The organism is Nocardioides sp. GY 10113, assembly GCF_004919105.1.
Classification (GTDB): Bacteria; Actinomycetota; Actinomycetes; order Propionibacteriales; family Nocardioidaceae; genus Nocardioides.
In genome coordinates this window covers 72,489-90,822 of the sequence record NZ_STGK01000014.1, presented here as the reverse complement: position 1 = coordinate 90,822, position 18,334 = coordinate 72,489, and the positions used below count along the sequence as shown (strand labels likewise).

15 protein-coding genes are annotated in these 18,334 nt (G+C 73.4%); 11 read left to right on the top strand and 4 right to left on the bottom strand.

Annotation, left to right across the window (positions count from 1 at the left end; genetic code table 11):
- Positions 1-51: 51 nt before the first annotated feature.
- From E8D34_RS16360 to E8D34_RS16350, 3 genes are all read left to right on the top strand, one after another.
- Entirely contained in the window at positions 52-1,158 is a 1,107-nt protein-coding gene (locus tag E8D34_RS16360) for a GuaB3 family IMP dehydrogenase-related protein (protein ID WP_136595723.1), read from the top strand.
- 110 nt (positions 1,159-1,268) lie between these two features.
- Complete coding sequence (locus tag E8D34_RS16355) at positions 1,269-2,468, top strand: acyl-CoA dehydrogenase family protein (protein ID WP_136595722.1); 1,200 nt, start codon at positions 1,269-1,271, stop codon at positions 2,466-2,468.
- Positions 2,465-3,601 carry an acyl-CoA dehydrogenase family protein gene (locus E8D34_RS16350; RefSeq protein ID WP_136595721.1) on the top strand — a complete coding sequence of 379 codons (1,137 nt, stop codon included), beginning with the start codon at positions 2,465-2,467 and terminating at the stop codon, positions 3,599-3,601. Before E8D34_RS16355 ends, E8D34_RS16350 begins: the two co-directional genes overlap by 4 nt.
- Positions 3,602-3,623: 22 nt before the next feature.
- On the opposite strand, the gene E8D34_RS16345 is transcribed toward E8D34_RS16350, so the two are convergent.
- Positions 3,624-4,211 (bottom strand): TetR/AcrR family transcriptional regulator, encoded by a 588-nt coding sequence (locus E8D34_RS16345; protein WP_168929480.1) that lies wholly within the window; start codon positions 4,209-4,211, stop codon positions 3,624-3,626.
- A gap of 319 nt (positions 4,212-4,530) precedes the next feature.
- Between E8D34_RS16345 and E8D34_RS16340 the strand changes: the two genes are divergently transcribed.
- The 6 genes from E8D34_RS16340 to E8D34_RS16315 all read left to right on the top strand — a co-directional run bounded on the left by E8D34_RS16340 (position 4,531) and on the right by E8D34_RS16315 (position 11,736).
- Entirely contained in the window at positions 4,531-5,667 is a 1,137-nt protein-coding gene (locus tag E8D34_RS16340; protein WP_136595719.1) for a phosphotransferase family protein, read from the top strand.
- Complete coding sequence (locus tag E8D34_RS16335; protein ID WP_136595718.1) at positions 5,664-6,845, top strand: hypothetical protein; 1,182 nt, start codon at positions 5,664-5,666, stop codon at positions 6,843-6,845. The genes E8D34_RS16340 and E8D34_RS16335 overlap by 4 nt, the downstream gene beginning before the upstream one ends.
- Before the next feature lie 50 nt (positions 6,846-6,895).
- Positions 6,896-8,350 carry an aldehyde dehydrogenase gene (locus E8D34_RS16330; protein ID WP_136595717.1) on the top strand — a complete coding sequence of 485 codons (1,455 nt, stop codon included), beginning with the start codon at positions 6,896-6,898 and terminating at the stop codon, positions 8,348-8,350.
- A gap of 208 nt (positions 8,351-8,558) precedes the next feature.
- The gene (locus E8D34_RS16325; protein WP_240771408.1) at positions 8,559-10,286 is read left to right on the top strand and encodes a GMC family oxidoreductase; all 1,728 of its coding nucleotides are present in this window, start codon (positions 8,559-8,561) and stop codon (positions 10,284-10,286) included.
- A gap of 302 nt (positions 10,287-10,588) precedes the next feature.
- Positions 10,589-10,969, top strand: a complete 381-nt coding sequence (locus E8D34_RS16320) for a pyridoxamine 5'-phosphate oxidase (protein WP_136595716.1) — start codon at positions 10,589-10,591, stop codon at positions 10,967-10,969.
- Positions 10,969-11,736: a VOC family protein gene (locus E8D34_RS16315; RefSeq protein WP_136595715.1), complete on the top strand. Its 768-nt coding sequence runs from the start codon at positions 10,969-10,971 to the stop codon at positions 11,734-11,736. The genes E8D34_RS16320 and E8D34_RS16315 overlap by 1 nt, the downstream gene beginning before the upstream one ends.
- Before the next feature lie 117 nt (positions 11,737-11,853).
- Here the strand turns inward: E8D34_RS16315 and E8D34_RS16310 are convergent, their stop codons facing one another.
- Together E8D34_RS16310 and E8D34_RS16305 are read right to left on the bottom strand one after the other, a co-directional pair.
- Positions 11,854-13,218 carry an AarF/ABC1/UbiB kinase family protein gene (locus tag E8D34_RS16310; protein ID WP_136595714.1) on the bottom strand — a complete coding sequence of 455 codons (1,365 nt, stop codon included), beginning with the start codon at positions 13,216-13,218 and terminating at the stop codon, positions 11,854-11,856.
- A 35-nt stretch (positions 13,219-13,253) separates the two neighbouring features.
- The gene (locus E8D34_RS16305; RefSeq protein WP_136595713.1) at positions 13,254-14,030 is read right to left on the bottom strand and encodes an alpha/beta hydrolase; all 777 of its coding nucleotides are present in this window, start codon (positions 14,028-14,030) and stop codon (positions 13,254-13,256) included.
- Positions 14,031-14,242: 212 nt separating this feature from the next.
- Here E8D34_RS16305 and E8D34_RS16300 point away from each other — a divergent pair, with 212 nt between their 5' ends.
- Both E8D34_RS16300 and E8D34_RS16295 read left to right on the top strand, forming a co-directional pair.
- On the top strand, positions 14,243-16,819 hold the full coding sequence (locus tag E8D34_RS16300; protein ID WP_136595712.1) for a S8 family serine peptidase: 2,577 nt from the start codon (positions 14,243-14,245) through the stop codon (positions 16,817-16,819).
- A 119-nt stretch (positions 16,820-16,938) separates the two neighbouring features.
- A complete protein-coding gene (locus tag E8D34_RS16295; RefSeq protein ID WP_136595711.1) occupies positions 16,939-17,880 on the top strand; it encodes a LuxR family transcriptional regulator in 942 nt (313 codons plus the stop codon).
- A 114-nt stretch (positions 17,881-17,994) separates the two neighbouring features.
- On the opposite strand, the gene E8D34_RS16290 is transcribed toward E8D34_RS16295, so the two are convergent.
- Complete coding sequence (locus tag E8D34_RS16290) at positions 17,995-18,333, bottom strand: YciI family protein (protein WP_136595710.1); 339 nt, start codon at positions 18,331-18,333, stop codon at positions 17,995-17,997.
- Between the last annotated feature and the right edge of the window lies 1 nt (position 18,334).

The window sequence follows — 18,334 nt, the reverse complement described above, 5'->3', positions numbered from 1 at the left end:
GACGGCCAGCGCCCCTGCTGCGTTCCCGGCGGCTGCGGATAGGCTGGCCCGGTGACTGAGTTCGAGATCGGCCGGGCCAAGCGCGCCCGTCAGGCCTACTCCTTCGACGACATCGCGATCGTGCCCTCCCGGCGCACCCGCGACCCCGAGGAGGTCAGCGTCGCCTGGCAGATCGACGCCTACCGCTTCGAGCTGCCGATCATCGCCGCGCCGATGGACTCGGTGATGTCGCCCGAGCGGGCGATCGCCTTCGGCAAGCTCGGCGGGTTGGGCGTGCTCAACCTCGAGGGCATCTGGACCCGCTACGAGGACCCCGAGCCGCTGCTCGCCGAGGTGGCCGAGCTCGACGGCCTCGCCGCGACCGAGCGCCTCCAGGAGATCTACACGGCGCCGATCAAGGCCGAGCTGATCACCGAGCGGCTGCGCCAGGTCCGCGAGGCCGGCGTCACCGTCGCCGGCTCGCTCTCCCCGCAGCGGACCAAGGAGTACGCGAAGGCCGTCGTCGACGCGGGCGTCGACATGTTCGTCATCCGCGGCACCACGGTCTCGGCCGAGCACGTCTCCAGCCAGGCCGAGCCGCTGAACCTCAAGGAGTTCATCTACGAGCTCGACGTCCCGGTGATCGTGGGCGGCTGTGCCACCTACACCGCCGCGCTGCACCTGATGCGCACCGGTGCGGCCGGCGTCCTGGTCGGCTTCGGGGGCGGCGCCGCCCACACCACCCGCACGGTCCTCGGCATCGCGGTCCCGATGGCCTCGGCGGTCGCCGACGTCGCCGCCGCCCGCCGCGACTACCTCGACGAGTCCGGCGGCCGCTACGTGCACGTGATCGCGGACGGCTCGATCGGCCGCTCCGGCGACATCGCCAAGGCGATCGCCTGCGGCGCGGACGCGGTGATGGTCGGCTCGCCGTTCGCGCGCGCCACCGACGCCCCGGGCCACGGCTTCCACTGGGGGGCCGAGGCGCACCACGCGGAGCTGCCGCGCGGCGCCCGCGTGCAGTTCGACCAGATCGGCACCACCGAGGAGATCCTGTTCGGTCCCTCCCGGGTCGCCGACGGCACGATGAACCTGGTCGGCGCGCTGAAGCGCTCGATGGCGACGACCGGGTACACCGAGGTCAAGGAGTTCCAGCGGGTCGAGGTCGTCACCGCCTGACGCCTCGCCCGGCAGGGCGTCCCGCACCACCGTCCCTGTGCGCGGCGACGGTTGACCGATCTGGCCCGGCGCGGAACCGTGACCCCCGTTGCACTAGACGGAGGGGATCGATGAGTCAGACCATCACGCGGGAGGACCTGCGCCAGCGCGTCGCGGACCTGCTCGCCGCGCACGACCCGGCGACGACCGAGCGCCTCGACTTCCTGCGGGCCCGGTACGACGCCGGGCTGGCCTGGGTCTTCTTCCCGGAGGGGCACGGGGGGCTCGGCCTGCCCCGGGAGTGGCAGGCCGACGTGGAGCGGCAGCTGGCCGCCGCCGGTGCCCCGGACAACCAGCCGCGGCGGATCGGGATCGGGCTGGGCATGGCCGCGCCGACGATCCTCGCCTTCGGCACCCCCGAGCAGCACGACCGCTTCCTGCGCCCGCTGTGGACCGGCGAGGAGGTGTGGTGCCAGCTGTTCAGCGAGCCCGGCGCCGGCTCCGACCTGGCCGGGCTCGCCACCCGCGCGGTGCGCGACGGCGACGGCTGGGTGGTCAACGGGCAGAAGGTGTGGACCTCCAGCGCGCACACCGCCCGGTTCGCGATCCTCGTCGCCCGCACCGACCCCGACGCGCCCAAGCACCGCGGGATCACCTACTTCCTCTGCGACATGACCGACCCCGGGGTCGAGGTGCGCCCGTTGCGCCAGATCACCGGTGAGGCCGAGTTCAACGAGGTGTTCCTGACCGACGTACGGATCCCCGACAGCCAGCGCCTCGGTGCCGTCGGCGAGGGGTGGAAGGTCGCCAACGCGACCCTCAACAACGAACGGGTCGCGATCGGCGGCGCGCCGATGCCGCGCGAGGGCGGGATGGTCGGCAAGGTCGCCCAGGCCTGGCGCGAGCACCCCGAGCAGCGCACCCACGACCTGCACCAGCGGCTGCTCCGGCTGTGGGTCGAGGCCGAGGTGGCCCGGGTCAGCGGCATGCGGCTGCGCCAGAAGCTCGCCGTCGGCCAGCCCGGCCCCGAGGGGTCGGCGATGAAGCTGACGTTCGCCCGGCTCGCCCAGCAGCTGTCCGGGCTCGAGGTCGAGCTGCTCGGCGAGGACGGGCTGCGCTACGAGAGCGACGAGGGCTGGACGATGGTCCGTCCCGACCGCGTCGACTTCACCGGCCGCGACGCCGGCTACCGCTACCTGCGGGCCAAGGGGAACTCGATCGAGGGCGGCACCTCGGAGATCCTGCGCAACATCGTCGCCGAGCGGGTGCTCGGCCTGCCGGGCGAGCACCGCACCGACAAGGACATCCCCTGGAAGGACAGCCTCCGATGAGCGAGCTCGACCTGCTGCCCAGCGCCGAGGACGACGACCTGCGCGACGCCGTGGCCGGCCTGCTGGCCCGTCGCTGCGAGGTGGACGCGGTCCGCGCGATGTACGACGGGGACCGCGGTGTCGTGGCGCCGCTGTGGAAGTCGGTCGCCGCGGAGCTCGGCCTGGCCGGCCTGCTGGTGCCCGAGGCCGACGGCGGCGCCGGCGCCACCGCCCGCGAGGCCGCGGTGGTGATCACCGAGCTGGGCCGCTCCGTGGCTCCCGTGCCGTTCCTGACCAGCGCGGTGCTGGCGACCGGCGTGCTCAGCGCGGCCGTCGACGCCGGCACCGCCACCGACGCCGCGGGATTCCTGCTGGCCGACCTGGCCGCCGGTGACCGCACCGCGGCGCTGCTGGTGCCGCTGAGCGCCGGCCCCGGCGCCACCCGCTCGGGCGCGTTCGCCGCGGCCGAGGTGGACGGCCCCCCGTGCGCCGTGCGCAGCGTCGCCGGAGCGCTGGAGGCGGACGTGCTGCTGGTGCCGGTCGCGACGCCCGAGGGGCTCGAGGTGCGTGCCGTCGCGGCGACCGATGCCCAGGTGGAGCCGGTGGTCTCCCTCGACATGACCCGCCCGTTGGCCGACGTCACCGTGGCGCCCACGGAGGGCGCACCGGTGCTCGTGCAGGCCGGCGGCGGGAAGGCGGCGATCGAGCGCGGGCTGCTGGTGGGTGCCGGGCTGCTCGCCTCCGAGCAGGCGGGGGTCGCGGCCTGGTGCCTGGCGACGACCGTGGCCTACCTCAAGGAGCGCCGGCAGTTCGGTCGCGTGGTGGGCGGCTTCCAGGCGCTCAAGCACCGGCTGGCCGACCTCTACGTCAGCGTCGAGTCCGCCTCGGCGGTGGCCGCGTACGCCGCGGCCGCGCTGGCCGCCCACGACCCGGACGCCGAGGTCGCGGTGCACCTGGCGGCGGCGTACTGCTCCGACACCGCGGTGACCGCCGCCGAGGAGGCGGTGCAGCTGCACGGCGGGATCGGCATGACGTGGGAGCACCCGGCGCACCTGTACCTCAAGCGCGCGAAGGCCGACCAGATCGCCCTCGGGTCGCCCGGTGCGCACCGGGCGCGGCTGGCACAGCTGGTGGACCTCCCGGCGCCCGGCTGAGCCCGGGTCGGGGCCGAGCCGGTCACGGGCGGATCCCCCTCTCCAGCAGGAGCGTGAGCCGCTCGGCCCACGCCTCGTCCAGGTCGGCCGGAGCGAGCAGCAGCCCGTTGAGGACGCTGCCGACGATCGCGGCCATCAGGTCGTCGGCCCGTACCCCGACCGCCACGCTGCCGGCCTCGACGCCCTCGCGCAGCCGGGTGTCGAGGCCGGCGAAGACCCCCTCGAAGCGCTCGATCAGGTCGGCGTGCAGCTCGGGGTGGGTGGAGAACTCGGCCAGCAGCAGCGGCAGCGCGGCCGCGACCACGGGGGTCGTGAAGACGTCACGGGTGCCGCGCACCAGCGCGCCGAGGTCGATCCCCTCGCCGCGGTGCTCGCCGGCCAGCAGCTCGGCGGGGAACGCGGCGTCGTAGACCAGGTGGACCAGGCTGGGCCAGCGCCGGTAGAGGGCCGCCTTGGTGGTGTCCGCGCGGTCGGCGATCGCGGCCATGGTCAGCTCGCCCGCGCCGCCCTCGATCAGCAGGGTCCGGGCCGCGGCCAGCGCCGAGCCCTCGATCCGCGGGTCGCGGGGACGCCCCGCCCGCCGCTCGGGCGGCGGTGATCCGTCGGTCATCGCCTCTTCCCCCATTCCGAGACGCGTCGTACCGTATCCTCACTGATTGTGATGGGGGTCACATGGTGCAGGCAAGTCCGGCGGATCCGAAGGCGCTCGACGACCTGGTGGAGACTCGCTCCGGCCCGCGTGCACGCAAGGGGTGTCCGCGTGGTGCCGCCCCTGCCCGCGGGGAGGCGCTCGCGCCCTCCGGTGCTGGTCAGGTCGCCCTGCGTGCCCGGTGCGGCCCTGGCTCCGAGTGACCATTGACACCTAGAACACGTTCTAACAGGCTGACCCCACGTGTGCCGATGATGCCGCGCGACTCCCAGGAGGTCCGATGACCCAGCCACCGCCCGCCGACATGACGCTGCAGCGCTCGAGCCGTGATCCCGTCGAGATGTCGGCCGCGCTGCGCTCCTGGCTCGCCGACGTGCTGCCCGCCGGGGCCGACCCCGACGTGACGGTCCATGCCGGGGTCGACGCCAACGGCATGTCCAGCGAGACCGTGCTGCTGGACGTGACCAGCACCGAGCACGGCGAGCGCGTCACCCGCGAGTACGTCGCCCGCGTCGCGCCGGCCGCAGCCGACCTGCCGGTCTTCCCGGAGTACCGGCTCACCGACCAGTACGACGCGATGCGCCTGGCCGGCGAGCTGGCCGGCGTACCGGTGCCGCGGGTCGGGCTGAACGAGCCGACGGGCGACGTGCTCGGCACGCCGTTCTTCCTGATGGAGCGGCTCGAGGGCGTCGTGCCGCCCGACGTGCTGCCCTACACGTTCGGCGACAACTGGCTCTACGACGCGGCGCCGGACCAGCAGCGGGCGCTGCAGGTCGCGAGCGTGGAGGTGCTGGCCCGGCTGCACGGGATCCCCGACGCCGCGGAGCGGTTCGCGTTCCTCGACCCCGCCGTGACCGGTCATGCGGGGGCCACCCCGGTGGAGCGGAACCTCTCGAAGACCCGCGGCTGGTACGAGTACGCGCTCGCCGAGGGCAGTCCCCGCTCGCCGCTCACCGAGCGGGCGCTGGACTGGCTGGAGGCCCACGTCCCGGCGACCGATGAGGCCGTGCTGGTCTGGGGGGACGCCCGGATCGGGAACATGATGTACCGCGACTTCGCGCCCGTCGCGGTCCTCGACTGGGAGATGGCCACCCTCGGCCCCCGCGAGCTGGACGTGGCCTGGATGGTCTTCGCGCACCGGGTCTTCGAGGCGATCTCCGGCATGCTCGAGCTGCCCGGGATGCCCGACTTCCTGGTCGAGGCGGACGTCGTCGCGACGTACCGCGATCTCACCGGGGTCGAGCTCGGCGACCTGACCTGGTACCAGGTGCTGGCCGCCGTCAACTGGAACTGCGTCTTCCTGCGCACCAGCGCCCGCCAGATCCACTTCGGCGAGATCGAGGAGCCCGATGACCCCGAGTCCGTCTTCCACCACCGTCCCCTGCTCGAGCAGCTCCTGAGGGAGGTCGGCGCATGAGCACCGGAGAGAACCTGCACGGCGAGTACGTCGGCCTCGGGCCGCTCGACGAGTTCCCGATCCACCAGCTGCCCCGGCCGGTGGCCTGGGCCGGCAGCAGCGACCGCAACTTCTACGACCGCTGCTACCTCAACGCCCACGACCGCACCGGTGACATCTTCCTGATCACCGGGATGGGCTTCTACCCGAACCTGGGCACCAAGGACGCCTTCGTGCTGGTCCGCCGCGGCGACGAGCAGACCGCCGTCCACCTCTCCGACGCGGCCGACCCGCGCGGCGCGGACCGGATGGAGCAGCAGGTGGGCGGCTACCGGATCGAGGTCGCCGAGCCGTTGCGCAAGCTCCGGGTGGTGCTGGAGGAGACCGAGGGGATCGGGCTGGACCTGACCTGGCGCGGCTCGTTCGACGTGGTGCAGGAGCTGCCGCACGTGATGCGGCAGGGCAGCGGCACCGCGCTGGACGCGCAGCGGTTCGCCCAGGTCGGTACCTGGGAGGGCGTGATCTCGATCGACGGCGCGGACATCGCGGTCAGCCCGGACACCTGGCTCGGCAGCCGCGACCGCTCCTGGGGGATCCGGCCGCTCGGCGGCGCCCCGACCGGCGCGAAGCCCTACGACCCGCCGTTCGAGGGGATGTGGTGGCTCTACGTGCCGCTGCGCTTCGAGGAGTTCTGCGTCGTCCTGATCATCCAGGAGACCCCGGACGGCTACCGCACCCTCAACGACTGCACCCGGGTCTGGGCCGACGGTCGCGTCGAGCAGCTGGGCTGGCCGCGGGCGACGATCCGCTACGCCTCGGGCACCCGGGTGCCGACCGGCGCCACCATCGTGTGCACCACGCCGAAGGGCGAGGAGCTGGTGCTCGAGGTGACCTCGAAGCTGCCGGTCCCGCTCCACGTCGGCGGCGGCTACGGCGGCGACTCCGACTGGGCGCACGGGCTGTGGAACGGCGAGAAGTTCACCGAGCGGGTCACCTACGACATGACTGCCGACGACATCGTCGGGCGGACCCCGTTCGGCGTGATCGACCACGTCGGCCACGCGATCGCCAGCGGCCCCGGGCTCGGGGTGGCCGGCGGGTCCGGCGGCACCGCCGAGGGCTGGGGCCTGTTCGAGCACGGCCTGCTCGGCCGGCACGACCCCAGTGGCTTCAAGGACTGGTTCGACCCCGCGCCGTGACGGAGTGGCGCCTCGAAACCACCATCAACGACACTCCAAGGAGATCCGACATGACCCTGGACCGCGACGCGCTGTTCATCGGCGGCGCCTGGGCCACGCCCGCCACCGACGCCGTGCTGGAGGTCGTCTCGCCGCACAGCGAGGAGGTCGTCGCCCGCGTGCCGGAGGGCTCGACAGCAGACATCGACGCCGCGGTCGCGGCGGCCCGCCGGGCGTTCGACGAGGGCCCGTGGCCACGGATGAGCCCGGCGGAGCGGATCGAGGTCGTGCAGAACCTCTCGATGCTCTACGCCGCCCGGCTGGAGGAGATGGCGACCGTCATCTCGACCGAGATGGGATCCCCGATCTCGTTCTCCAGCCTGGCCCAGGCTCCGGCGCCGTGGATGCAGATCGAGGCCTTCCTCGCGATCGCGCGGGAGTTCCCGTGGGAGTCGACGCGCCCCGGTGCTCTCGGCGCCGACGTGATGGTCCGGCACGAGCCGGTCGGTGTGGTCGCCGCCATCCCGCCGTGGAACGTCCCCCAGTTCACCGTGATCTCCAAGCTCGTCCCGGCGCTGCTCGCCGGCTGCACCGTGGTCGTCAAGCCCGCGCCGGAGAGCCCGCTGGACTGCTACCTGCTGGCGGAGATCGTGGCCGAGGCCGGCGTACCGGAGGGTGTGGTCAGCATCGTCGCCGGCGGCCGCGAGGTGGGCGAGCACCTGGTCCGCCATCCCGGCGTGGACAAGGTGGCCTTCACAGGATCCACCGCGGCCGGCCGGAAGATCGGCGCGATCTGCGGCGAGCAGCTCAAGCGGGTCTCGCTGGAGCTCGGCGGCAAGAGCGCCGCGATCGTGCTCGACGACGCCGACGTCGCCGCCACCATCGAGGGCCTGAAGTTCATCGGCCTGATGAACTCCGGGCAGGCCTGCGTCGCCCAGACCCGGGTGCTGGTCAGCCGCGCCCTGCACGACGACTTCGCCACCGCGCTCGCCGAGGCGGTCGCCGCCATGAAGGTCGGGGACCCGCTGGACCCGGCCACGGAGATCGGGCCGATGGTCGCCCGTCGCCAGCAGGAGCGCGTCGAGGGCTACATCGGCATCGGGCAGCAGGAGGGCGCCAAGCTGCTCACCGGCGGCACCGGTCGCCCCGACGGGCTGGACAGCGGCTGGTACGTGCGTCCGACCGTCTTCGCCGCCGTCGACAACCGGATGCGGATCGCGCAGGAGGAGATCTTCGGCCCGGTGCTCTCGGTGATCCCGTACGACGACGTCGACGACGCCGTGCGGATCGCCAACGACTCGGCGTACGGCCTGGCCGGGACGGTGTGGACGACCGACGCCGAGGCCGGGGTCGAGGTGGCGCGTCGGGTGCGCACCGGCACCTTCGGCGTGAACACCTACACGATGGACTTCGCCGCGCCGTTCGGCGGGTTCAAGGACTCGGGCGTCGGGCGCGAGTTCGGGCCGGAGGGGCTGGCGCAGTACACGGAGCTGAAGTCGGTGTACCTGGCGGCGCCGGAGATGTGAGGGGTGCGGGGAATCCCCGGTCGACCGGGGAAACTCTTGCGTGACGGCCATTGCCGTGGCCGTCACGCACCAGAATCCCCGGTTGACCGGGGATTCCTGAGGCGGGTGTGACGACGACAGCCCGTTGACACGCGCTGATCGTGTGTAAAGCGGCACAGTCGCTACCGATCGGTAGTCAGCGTGACGGTCCTCACCTACGCTCGCGCCCATGGGGAATGGCATGGGCAAGACCTTCGACTACGACGTCCTGGTCATCGGCTCCGGCTTCGGCGGCTCGGTGACCGCGCTGCGACTGACCGAGAAGGGCTACCGGGTCGGCGTGCTCGAGGCCGGCGCGCGGTTCGCCGACGACGACTTCGCCGACACCTCCTGGGACCTCAAGCGCTACCTGTTCGCGCCGGCGGCCGGGTGCTACGGCATCCAGCGCATCGACGCCGTCCGTGACTGCCTGATCCTCGCCGGGGCCGGCGTGGGCGGCGGGAGCCTGGTCTACGCCAACACCCTCTACGAGCCCCTCGACGCCTTCTACGCCGACCCGTCCTGGGCCGGCATCACGGACTGGAAGGCCGAGCTCGCGCCGTACTACGACCAGGCCAAGCGGATGCTGGGCGTGGCGACGTACCCGCGGATGACGCCCGCCGACGAGGTGATGAAGGCGACCGCCGAGGAGATGGGCGTGGCCGACACCTTCCACCCGACGCCGGTCGGCGTCTTCTTCGGCGGCCCCGGGCAGCCCGACGGCACCCCGGCCGACGACCCCTACTTCGGCGGGGTCGGGCCCGCGCGCACCTCCTGCACCCACTGCGGGGAGTGCATGACCGGGTGCCGCCACAACGCCAAGAACACCCTGGTCAAGAACTACCTCCACCTGGCCGAGCAGGCCGGCGCGGTGGTCCATCCGCTGACCACCGTCACCCGCGTCCGCCCGCTGCCCGACGGCGGCTACCGGGTCGACGCCCGGTGGACCAAGGCCAAGCTGTCCCGGCGCAGCGCGGTGACGTCGTTCACCGCCGACCAGGTGGTCTTCTCCGCGGCGGCGCTGGGCACCCAGAAGCTGCTGCACCAGCTCAAGGAGACCGGCGACCTGCCCGGCGTCTCGGACCGGCTCGGCGTGCTGACCCGCACCAACTCCGAGTCGCTGCTCGGCTCGATCGCCCCGGTCGACGCGGGCGTGGACTACAGCCGGGGCGTGGCCATCACCTCGTCCTGGCACCCCGACGACGTGACCCACATCGAGCCGGTCCGGTACGGCAAGGGCTCCAACGCGATGTCGCTGCTGCAGACCGTGCTCACCGACGGTGACGGCCCGCGACCGCGCTGGCAGACCTGGCTGGGCGAGATGTGGAAGCAGCGGCGCAACGTCCGCGCCCTCTACGACCTCCGGCACTGGTCCGAGCGGACCGTGATCGCGCTCGTCATGCAGACCGTCGACAACTCGATCACCACCTCCGGACGTCGTACGCCGTTCGGCTGGCGCCTGACCTCCACCCAGGGCCACGGGGAGCCCAACCCGACCTGGATCCCGATCGCCAACCGTGCCGTGCGGGCGATGGCCCGGCGGATGGGCGGCACCCCCGGCGGGACGATCGGCGAGCCGTTCGGGATGCCGCTGACCGCGCACTTCATCGGTGGCTGCACCATCGGCGAGAGTCCCGAGACCGGCGTGGTGGACCCCTATCACCGCCTCTACGGCCACCCCGGGCTGCACGTGGTCGACGGCTCCACCATCTCGGCCAACCTCGGCGTGAACCCGTCGCTGACGATCACCGCGCAGGCCGAGCGCGCGATGGCGCTGTGGCCCAACAAGGGCGAGCCCGATCCGCGCCCGTGGCTCGGTGCGGGCTACGAGCGGGTCGAGCCGGTCGCGCCCCGCGCGCCCGTCGTCCCCGAGGACGCGCCGGGCGCGCTGCGCCTGCCGATCGTCGAGGTCCGCTGAGGCACGGTCGTGTGCCCGAGGACCCCCTCCGGGCGGGTCTCAGGCACACGACCCGGTCCGGGCGGCCGACGCCGCTCCAGAACTTTCTGGAACTTGTTGGACTGCGCCGTAACCCCGGTTCGGTGGGATCGTTTCAACTAGCAAGCCCGGAGATTCACGCTCCCTCCCGAAGTCCGGGCGAGGTCCAGGCTCTGTCCAGCAGCAGCGTGGACAGCCAGGGCCCGGCCACCCTCCCTCCCCGGCCGGGCCCTGGTGACGTTTTCGGCAGGTGCCGGCGGACCTCGCGCGCCTACAGTGGCCGGGTGAGCATCGTGGTGGACCTCGAGGACCTGGCCCGGGCGCTGGGTGAGCACGACTACGGCTACCTGCTGACCACGGCCGCCTCCGCCGAGGCGCCGGGGGTGAAGGTGGTGACCGTCGAGCCGACGCTGGTCGACGACACGCTCCGGATCGTCGCCGCCGGCCGCGGCTCGACCCGCAACATCGCCGCCAACGAGGTGGTGACGCTGACCTTCCCGCCGCGGACCTACCGCGGCTACACGCTGATCGTGGACGGCACCGCCGAGGCCGCCGACGGCGACGTGGTGGTCACGCCGACCAAGGCCGTGCTGCACCGCCCCGCCGACCACGCCGACGGTACGGTGCCCGACGACGGCTGCGGGCACGACTGCGCGCCCGTGTGATGGCCGGCCCCGGCACGCCGTCGTGGGTCACGGCCTTCCTCGACCACCCCGCCGACGCGTGGGAGCGGGGCGTCGACTTCTGGGCGACGGTGACCGGCCACCCGCGCTCGGCGGCCCGTGGCACGACCGGTGAGCTCGCCACGCTGGTCCCGCCGGACGGCGCCCCGTTCCTCAAGGCCCAGCGGCTCGGCCACGGCCCCGGCCGGATCCACCTCGACCTCCACGTGGCCGACCCCCGTGCTGCGGCCGACCACGCCGTGACCCTCGGCGCGATCGAGCTGACCGAGGACCCCGAGGGCTTCGTGGTGCTGAGCAGCCCCGCGGGCCTGGTCCTGTGCTTCGTCGACCATCCCGCCGCGGGTCGGCCCGCGCCGCTCGTCCGGGAGGGCGGTCACACCGCGCTGGTGGACCAGGTCTGCCTCGACGTCCCCCCGGCGTCGTACGACGCCGAGTGCGCGTTCTGGGCGGACCTGACCGGCTGGGAGCGGCGGTCCTCGTCGGTGTCGACCGACTTCGTCTCGCTGCAGCGCCCCGAGGGGCAGCCGCTCCGGTTCCTGCTCCAGCGACTGGCGGGTGCCGAGGACGAGGCCGGCGCGCACCTGGACTGGGCCACCACCGACCGCGCGGCCGAGACCGAGGCGCACGTGGCGCTGGGGGCGACGGTGGAGGCGGTCAACCCGGTCTGGACGGTGCTGGCGGATCCGGTGGGCCGGCGCTACTGCCTGACCGACCGGGACCCGGCCACCGGGCTGCTGCCGGCGGGTTGACCCGCGGTCGCACCACCTGTCCCAGGGGGCACTGCGGACGGGGGTTTCCCGCACGTGACAGGCGTTGCAGTGCCTGTCACGCGCAGGAATCACCGGTCGACCGGTGATTCCTGGGACTCATCCCCGGGCCGTGAACCCCGGCACGAACTCCTCCATCAGCGCCCGGAACGGCGCCTCCGCGCCGAGCTGGCTGAGCACCCCGATGCCGCCGATCCAGGTGCGGTGGATCAGCAGGTACTGCGGCGGGAGGTTGAGGCGCATGGTGATCGTGTAGGCCGGGTTGCGAGGGTCGTTGAGACGCTGGAACTGCTCGCGCATCCACTCCCGGGTGAACCGGAAGCGCTCCACCAGGGTCGGCTCGACGAACGGGTCGAGGTAGTCCATCAGCAGCTGCGGGTCGACCCGCATGCGGTCCTTGAGGAACCCCTCCTCGCGCAGCGCGTCGATCAGCGCGTCGCCGTCGCCGGCGGCGCAGAGCGAGATCAGCCGACCCAGCGGCTCGGGGAGGCCGTGCTGGGGGAGCCGGGCGACGGAGCCGTAGTCGAGCACGCCCAGCCGGCCCGGCGAGCCGTCCGGGTTCGGGATGATCCGGAAGTTGCCGGGGTGCGGGTCGGCGTGGAGCAGCCCGGTGCGAGCCGGGCCGGAGAAGAGGAAGCGCGCGAACAGCGCGCCGTAGTGGTCGCGCTCCTCGGGGGTGCCGTCGGCGATCACCGAGGCGAGCGAGGCGGGGGAGTCCAGCCACTCGGTGACCAGCACGCGACGCCCCACCGCCACCACGTCGGGGACCGCGATGTCGGGGTCGTCGGCGAAGGCGGCGGCGAACGTTCGCTGGGCCTCGGCCTCGAGGTCGTAGTCGAGCTCCTCGGCGGCGCGGGCCTGGACCTCGTCGATGAGGGGCTTGAGATCCATTCCGGGGGCGAGCGGCCCGGCGATCTTCGCCGCTCGCGCCATCGTCCGCAGGTCGGCCTGGAGGGCCTCGGCCGCCTCGGGGTACTGCACCTTGACCGCCACCAGCCGCTCGGTCCCCCCGTCGCTCCCGTCACTCCCGTCGCGCCAGCGGCCCTGGTGGACCTGCCCGATCGAGGCGGCCGCGGTGGGCCCGCCGTCGAGCCACACCAGGTGCTCGCGCCAGTCCGGGCCGAGGTCGGCGGTGAGGATCTCCCGCACCGTCTGGGTCGGCATGGGCGGGGCAGAGTCCTGCAGCCGGGTCAGGTTCTCCCGGTACGGCGCGGCCAGCTCCTCGGGCAGCGCCGCCTCGAGCACCGAGAGCGCCTGGCCGACCTTCATCGCGCCGCCCTTCAGCTCGCCCAGTGTGCGGAAGAGCTGCTCGGCGGTCCGCTGCTGGACCTCGGTGAGCACTGCCTCGGCGGGAGCCCCGCCCAGGCGCTTGCCGAACCCGAGGGCGGTGCGACCGGCGTAGCCCAGCGGCAGCGCCGCCAGGCGCGCGGTCCGGGCGGCGGCTTTGCGCGGCAGATCGGCCATGGCCTCATTCTGTCCGCACGGGCCAAGCGGCGCACTCAGGTCGTGGCGCCGAGCGCGTCGTGGACCAGGCCAGCGACGACTTCGGGGCGCTCGACGGCCAGGAAGTGCCGCGCTCCCGGCACGGTGACGACGGTGACGTGGGGGCAGCGCGCCAGCGTGTCCCGCTCGGTGCGGGTGAGCCCGACGTGGTCCTTCGTGCCGTGCACGACCCACGCGGGGACGGCGGCGTGGCAGAGCCGCTCGGCGACCGATCCGTGGAGGTCCAGGTAGTCCAGGTAGGCGTGCAGCGAGAGCCGCACGTGGTGCGGATCGTTGCGACGCAGGTCGGCGGCGAGCGCCCGGTGGCGCTCCGCCGGGAGGTCCCGCGGCAACGAGAGACCGGCGATCCGCAGGGCGGCGCGGAACGGGAGGTCGAAGAAGACCTGGCCGAGGCGGTCGAGGGCGCGCGGCACGAGCGACTCGTCCGCACGGGAGAGGCTGGGGGCCAGCAGCACCACCGGCCCGCGCCAGCGGCCGCTGGCGACCACCTCGAGGGCCACGTTGGCGCCGAGACTGTGGCCGAGCACCACCGTCGCGCCGACCTCCTCGGCGAGCCCGGCCACCAGGCGGGCGTGGTCGGCGACGCTGAGGTCGCCCTGGGGCTTGCTGCCGCCGTGGCCGGGAAGGGAGGCCGCGACCAGGCGCACTCCGGCCATCCGCGGCTCGTCGGCGAGGTCGCGGAAGAACTCCGCCGAGCACAGTGCGCCGGGCAGGCAGAGGACGGTGGGACCGTCCTCCGGTCCGAGCTCCAGCACGTCCCACCCGGGCGCCATGGCGACCACGATGGCACCGCGCGGGCTGCTCGGGAAGGGGGAGCCGGACGCGCGCCGGGGAGGGCCCGCGTGATCCCCGACACTGTCGGCCGCGCGAATACCGTGTTCCGGCGTGACCGTCGCCACCTGTCGGCGTCGTGATCACGACATGGCGGTTTGTCGCCGCTGTCAAGACCTAGCGTGGCGAAATCGCACCGCGATCTCATGCTCCGGTGAAGCGTACAAGTCTCCTCCTCGCGACCGGGGCACTCGTCGTGCCCACGGCCTTCGTGAGCGGCGCCGTCCATGCCGCCGACGAGTCCGACCAGCCCCCCGTCGAGCGGATCGTCCTGCTCGACCCCGCGAAGGCCGCCGTGCACGCCGCGCCCGGCCGGGCGCGCAAGGCCGCGCTGGAGGAGGTGCGCGCCGGCCAGGCCACGCTCGAGGCGGCCGCGGAGGGCGCCGGCATCGACCTCGGCGTCGAGGAGCGCTTCGAGTACGTCGTGAACGCGGTGTCGGTCACCGTGCCCGCCGACGAGGTCGCGGACCTCGCGGCCCTGCCCGGCGTCGTCGACGTCGTCGCGCCGATCGTCTGGGCCGCGCCCGAGCCGGCGACCGAGCTGGACCCGGCGGTCCTGGAGATGGCGCTGGCGAAGGCCGCCCGGACCAGCAAGGACGACGTCACCGTCACCGACCTGACCGGTGTGCCGCAGGCCCACCGGGCCGGCCACACCGGCGAGGGCGTCGAGATCGGCATCATCGACTCGGGCCTGGCCTACGACCACCCGGCGTTCGCGGGCCGCTACCTCGGCGGCTACGACTTCGCGATGGGTGACGCCGACCCGTACGACGACATCACCGGCGGCGCGGCCGGCCACGGCACGCACGTCGCCGGCATCGCGCTGGGCGACGACGAGAACATGACCGGCGTCGCGCCCGAGGCCAAGGTGCGCGCCTACCGGGTCTTCGGCAGCGGCGGCAGCGGCGCCACCGACCAGGTCGTCCTCGCCGCGCTCGAGCAGGCCGCGAAGGACGGCGTCGACGTCGTCAACATGAGCCTCGGTGACCCGACGCAGCGCAGCACCGGCGCGGTCGCGCTCGCGGTGAACGCGCTCTCCGACTCAGGCGTCCCGGTCGTGGTCTCCAACGGCAACGGGTGGGCCGGTCCGTTCTCCTCCTCGGCGCCCGGCGTCGCGGAGAAGGCGATCTCGGTCGGCAGCGTCTACACCGAGTCGATGCCGTGGATGGCCTTCACGCTGAACGACGGCTCGGGCGACCCGATCCCGTTCCAGATCGGCAACCGGAACGCCAACGCACCCTCCTCGGGAACCTTCGAGGTGGTCGAGGTGACCACCGGCTGCCAGCCGCTCGCGCCGGGCAGCCTCGAGGGCAAGGTCGCGCTCTTCGCGCTCCAGTACGGCAGCTTCACCTGCCGCGGCATGGATCAGGCGCGGGTCGTCCGCGCCGCCGGCGCCGTCGCCGGCCTGCACTACAACCCCCGCGGCGCGGAGGGCTCCTTCACCACCTCGGTCTGCTGCGGCGCGGCGATCGACATGCCGATCGCGCTGCTCCGGCCCCGCGACGCGGCCCGGATCTCCGCCGCCGAGACCCCGGAGATCACCTGGGGCGCCTACTACACCGAGGCCCGCACCGCGTCGCAGGCCGGGATGATGTCGGGCGGCTCCTCGTGGGGCCCCGGCGCCGAGATGGAGTTCAAGCCCGACGTCGCCGCGCCCGGCGAGTACGTCTTCTCCACCGTCCCGCCGGCGATGGGCTACTACTCCCAGTTGGCCGGCACCTCGATGGCCGCGCCGCACGTGACCGGCCTCGTCGCGCTGCTGCTGCAGGCCGACCCGACCCTGACCCCGGAGCAGATCCGCGAGGTCCTCGGCAACACCGCGACGCCGATGGACTTCACCGGCGACCCGGGCCGCGGCAAGCAGCCGACCGCCCAGCAGGGCGCCGGTCGGGTCGACGCCGTCCGCGCGCTGGCGGTGGTCAGCCGGGGTGCGCCGACCGCCAGCCCGTCGCGCCTGGCCTTCGGTGACCTCGAGGGTCGCCAGGGCGTCCGCCGGATCGAGGTGCGCAACGACGGCGACGGGGCCGTCACCTACGCCGTGTCGCACCAGGCCGCCGTGTCCGCCGAGCCGCCGTACACCAACTCCTGGGTGCCCGACGACGCCGCCAGCGCCGTCTCCTTCAGTCGCAGCACCGTGACGGTGCCGGCCCACGAGGTCGCGTCGGTGACGGTGCAGGTGCGCGAGCCCGGCACCGTCCCGCCGGGCACGCTGCTCGGCGGCTGGGTCGTGCTGACCCCGACCACGGCCGGCCACCAGACCATCCGGGTGCCCTACCAGGCCCTGGCCGGCGACCGCGACGCGGTCTCGGCGATCAACCCGACACTGACGGCCATCAACACCAAGATGGACAACCCGTCGCTGCGACCGACGTACAGCTTCAACAAGAGCGTCCCGGTCACGCTGGACTACTCCGACACGCTGAGCACCAACAACACCGCGTACCTGCTGGTCTCGCACGGGTTCCCGCTGCTCGAGCGCTACCGGATGCAGGTTGTCGACGCGGGTGGCAACGTGGTGGCCACCCCGATGGACCAGCGCTGGGCGTTCCGGATCTCGGGCGCCGGCACCGGCTACCAGATGCTCACCTGGGCCGGCAAGGACGACAACGGCGACCCCGTTGCCGCCGGCACGTACCGCCTCCGCCTGGTCTTCGAGAAGGCGCTCGGTGACGCGGACGGTGCTCCGCGGACCGAGACCTGGACCTCGCCCGACATCACCCTGGTCCGCTGAGGATCCGGAAGCGGGGCATCGCGGTGCCGGGGACCCAGGACGGGTCCCCGGCCCCCGAGGTCCCGGAGGACATGGGCCAGAATGCCCCCCGGATCGTTCGGGAGCGGCGGAGGGGTCGGGTGGCACTGGAGTACTTGGGCGTGACCTCCGACGAGGAGGAGGTCTACCGCGCGCTGCTGTCGCGCCCGGACGCTCACTCGGTGGAGATCGCCGAGGTCCTGTCGCTGCCGCCCGGGCGGGTCGCGGTCGCCCTCGACGGGCTGGTCTTCCGCGGGCTGGCGACGCCCCGCGCCGCGGACCGGTTCACCGCGATCTCACCCGACATCGCGCTCGGCACGCACCTGTCGGACCAGCGCGGGCGCCTCTACGAGGCCGAGGCCGCCCTGGCCGAGCTGGTCGAGGCCTACCGGTCCAGCGCGCTCGGCAACTCCGAGCGCGAGCTGATCGAGGTCGTGCACGGCGCGGACGCGGTGCGGGCCCGCTACCTGCAGCTCCAGCTGGGGGCGACCGAGCGGATCGACACGTTCGTGACCGGCCGGCCCCAGGTGGTCGGCGACGGCAACACCGAGGAGTCGACGGTGATGTCGCGCGGCATCCGCGCCCGCGGGGTCGTGGATCGCGACTTCCTGGCCGAGCCCGACGGCGTCCGCAACGTGGAGGAGTCCCTCGGCGCCGGCGTCGAGGTACGTGCGACGAGCCAGATCCCGCTCAAGCTGATCGTCGTGGACGGCCGGTTCGCGATGCTGCCGCTGCTCGGCCGCGGCGACGGCGTGGACCCGAGCCTGGTGCTCCGCGGCGGGCTCGCGCACCTGGCGCAGGGCCTCTTCGACGCGGTGTGGGCGCGCGCCCGCCCGTACGGCACCACCAGCGAGTCGCTCGACCCGGTGGACAACCGGATCATGCAGCTGCTGCTGGCCGGGTTCACCGATGCCGCGGTCGCCGGGCAGCTCGACATGTCCAGCCGCACCGTGCAGCGCCGGATCAGCGCGCTGATGGCGCGTGCGGGCGTGGCCAGCCGGGTGCAGCTGGGGTGGCACGCACGCGAGCACGGCTGGGGCTGAGCGGCGGGGTGGGTCGTGTGCCTGAGACCCCGCCATGCCGATGCCTGGGGCACACGACGCAGGGGGGCGCTGCGGCACACGACCTTCGCCGGCGGCGGCTGAGCCCGGGGAGGCTCACCAGAGCCGGCGGACCTCCTGCGGCCAGCCGCACGCCTCGGCGAGCCGGCCGGCCCACTCCGCAGCCGCCGCTTCGTCGGCGACGTCGACGACGGTGAACCCGCCCAGCCACTCCTCGGTCTCCCGGTAGGGACCGTCGGAGATCACCACGGTGCCGCTGGTCGCGTCGGCGCTGAAGGAGCGGGCGCGGTCCTCCACGCCGGCCGCGACCACGTGGACCCCGGCCTCCTTCATCTCCTCCACCACCGCGTTGGCGAGGGGGCCGCGGGAGGCGAACCACTCCTCGGTGTGGTCGCCGACCCACTGCTGGTTGAAGTAGATGAGGTACTGCGGCATG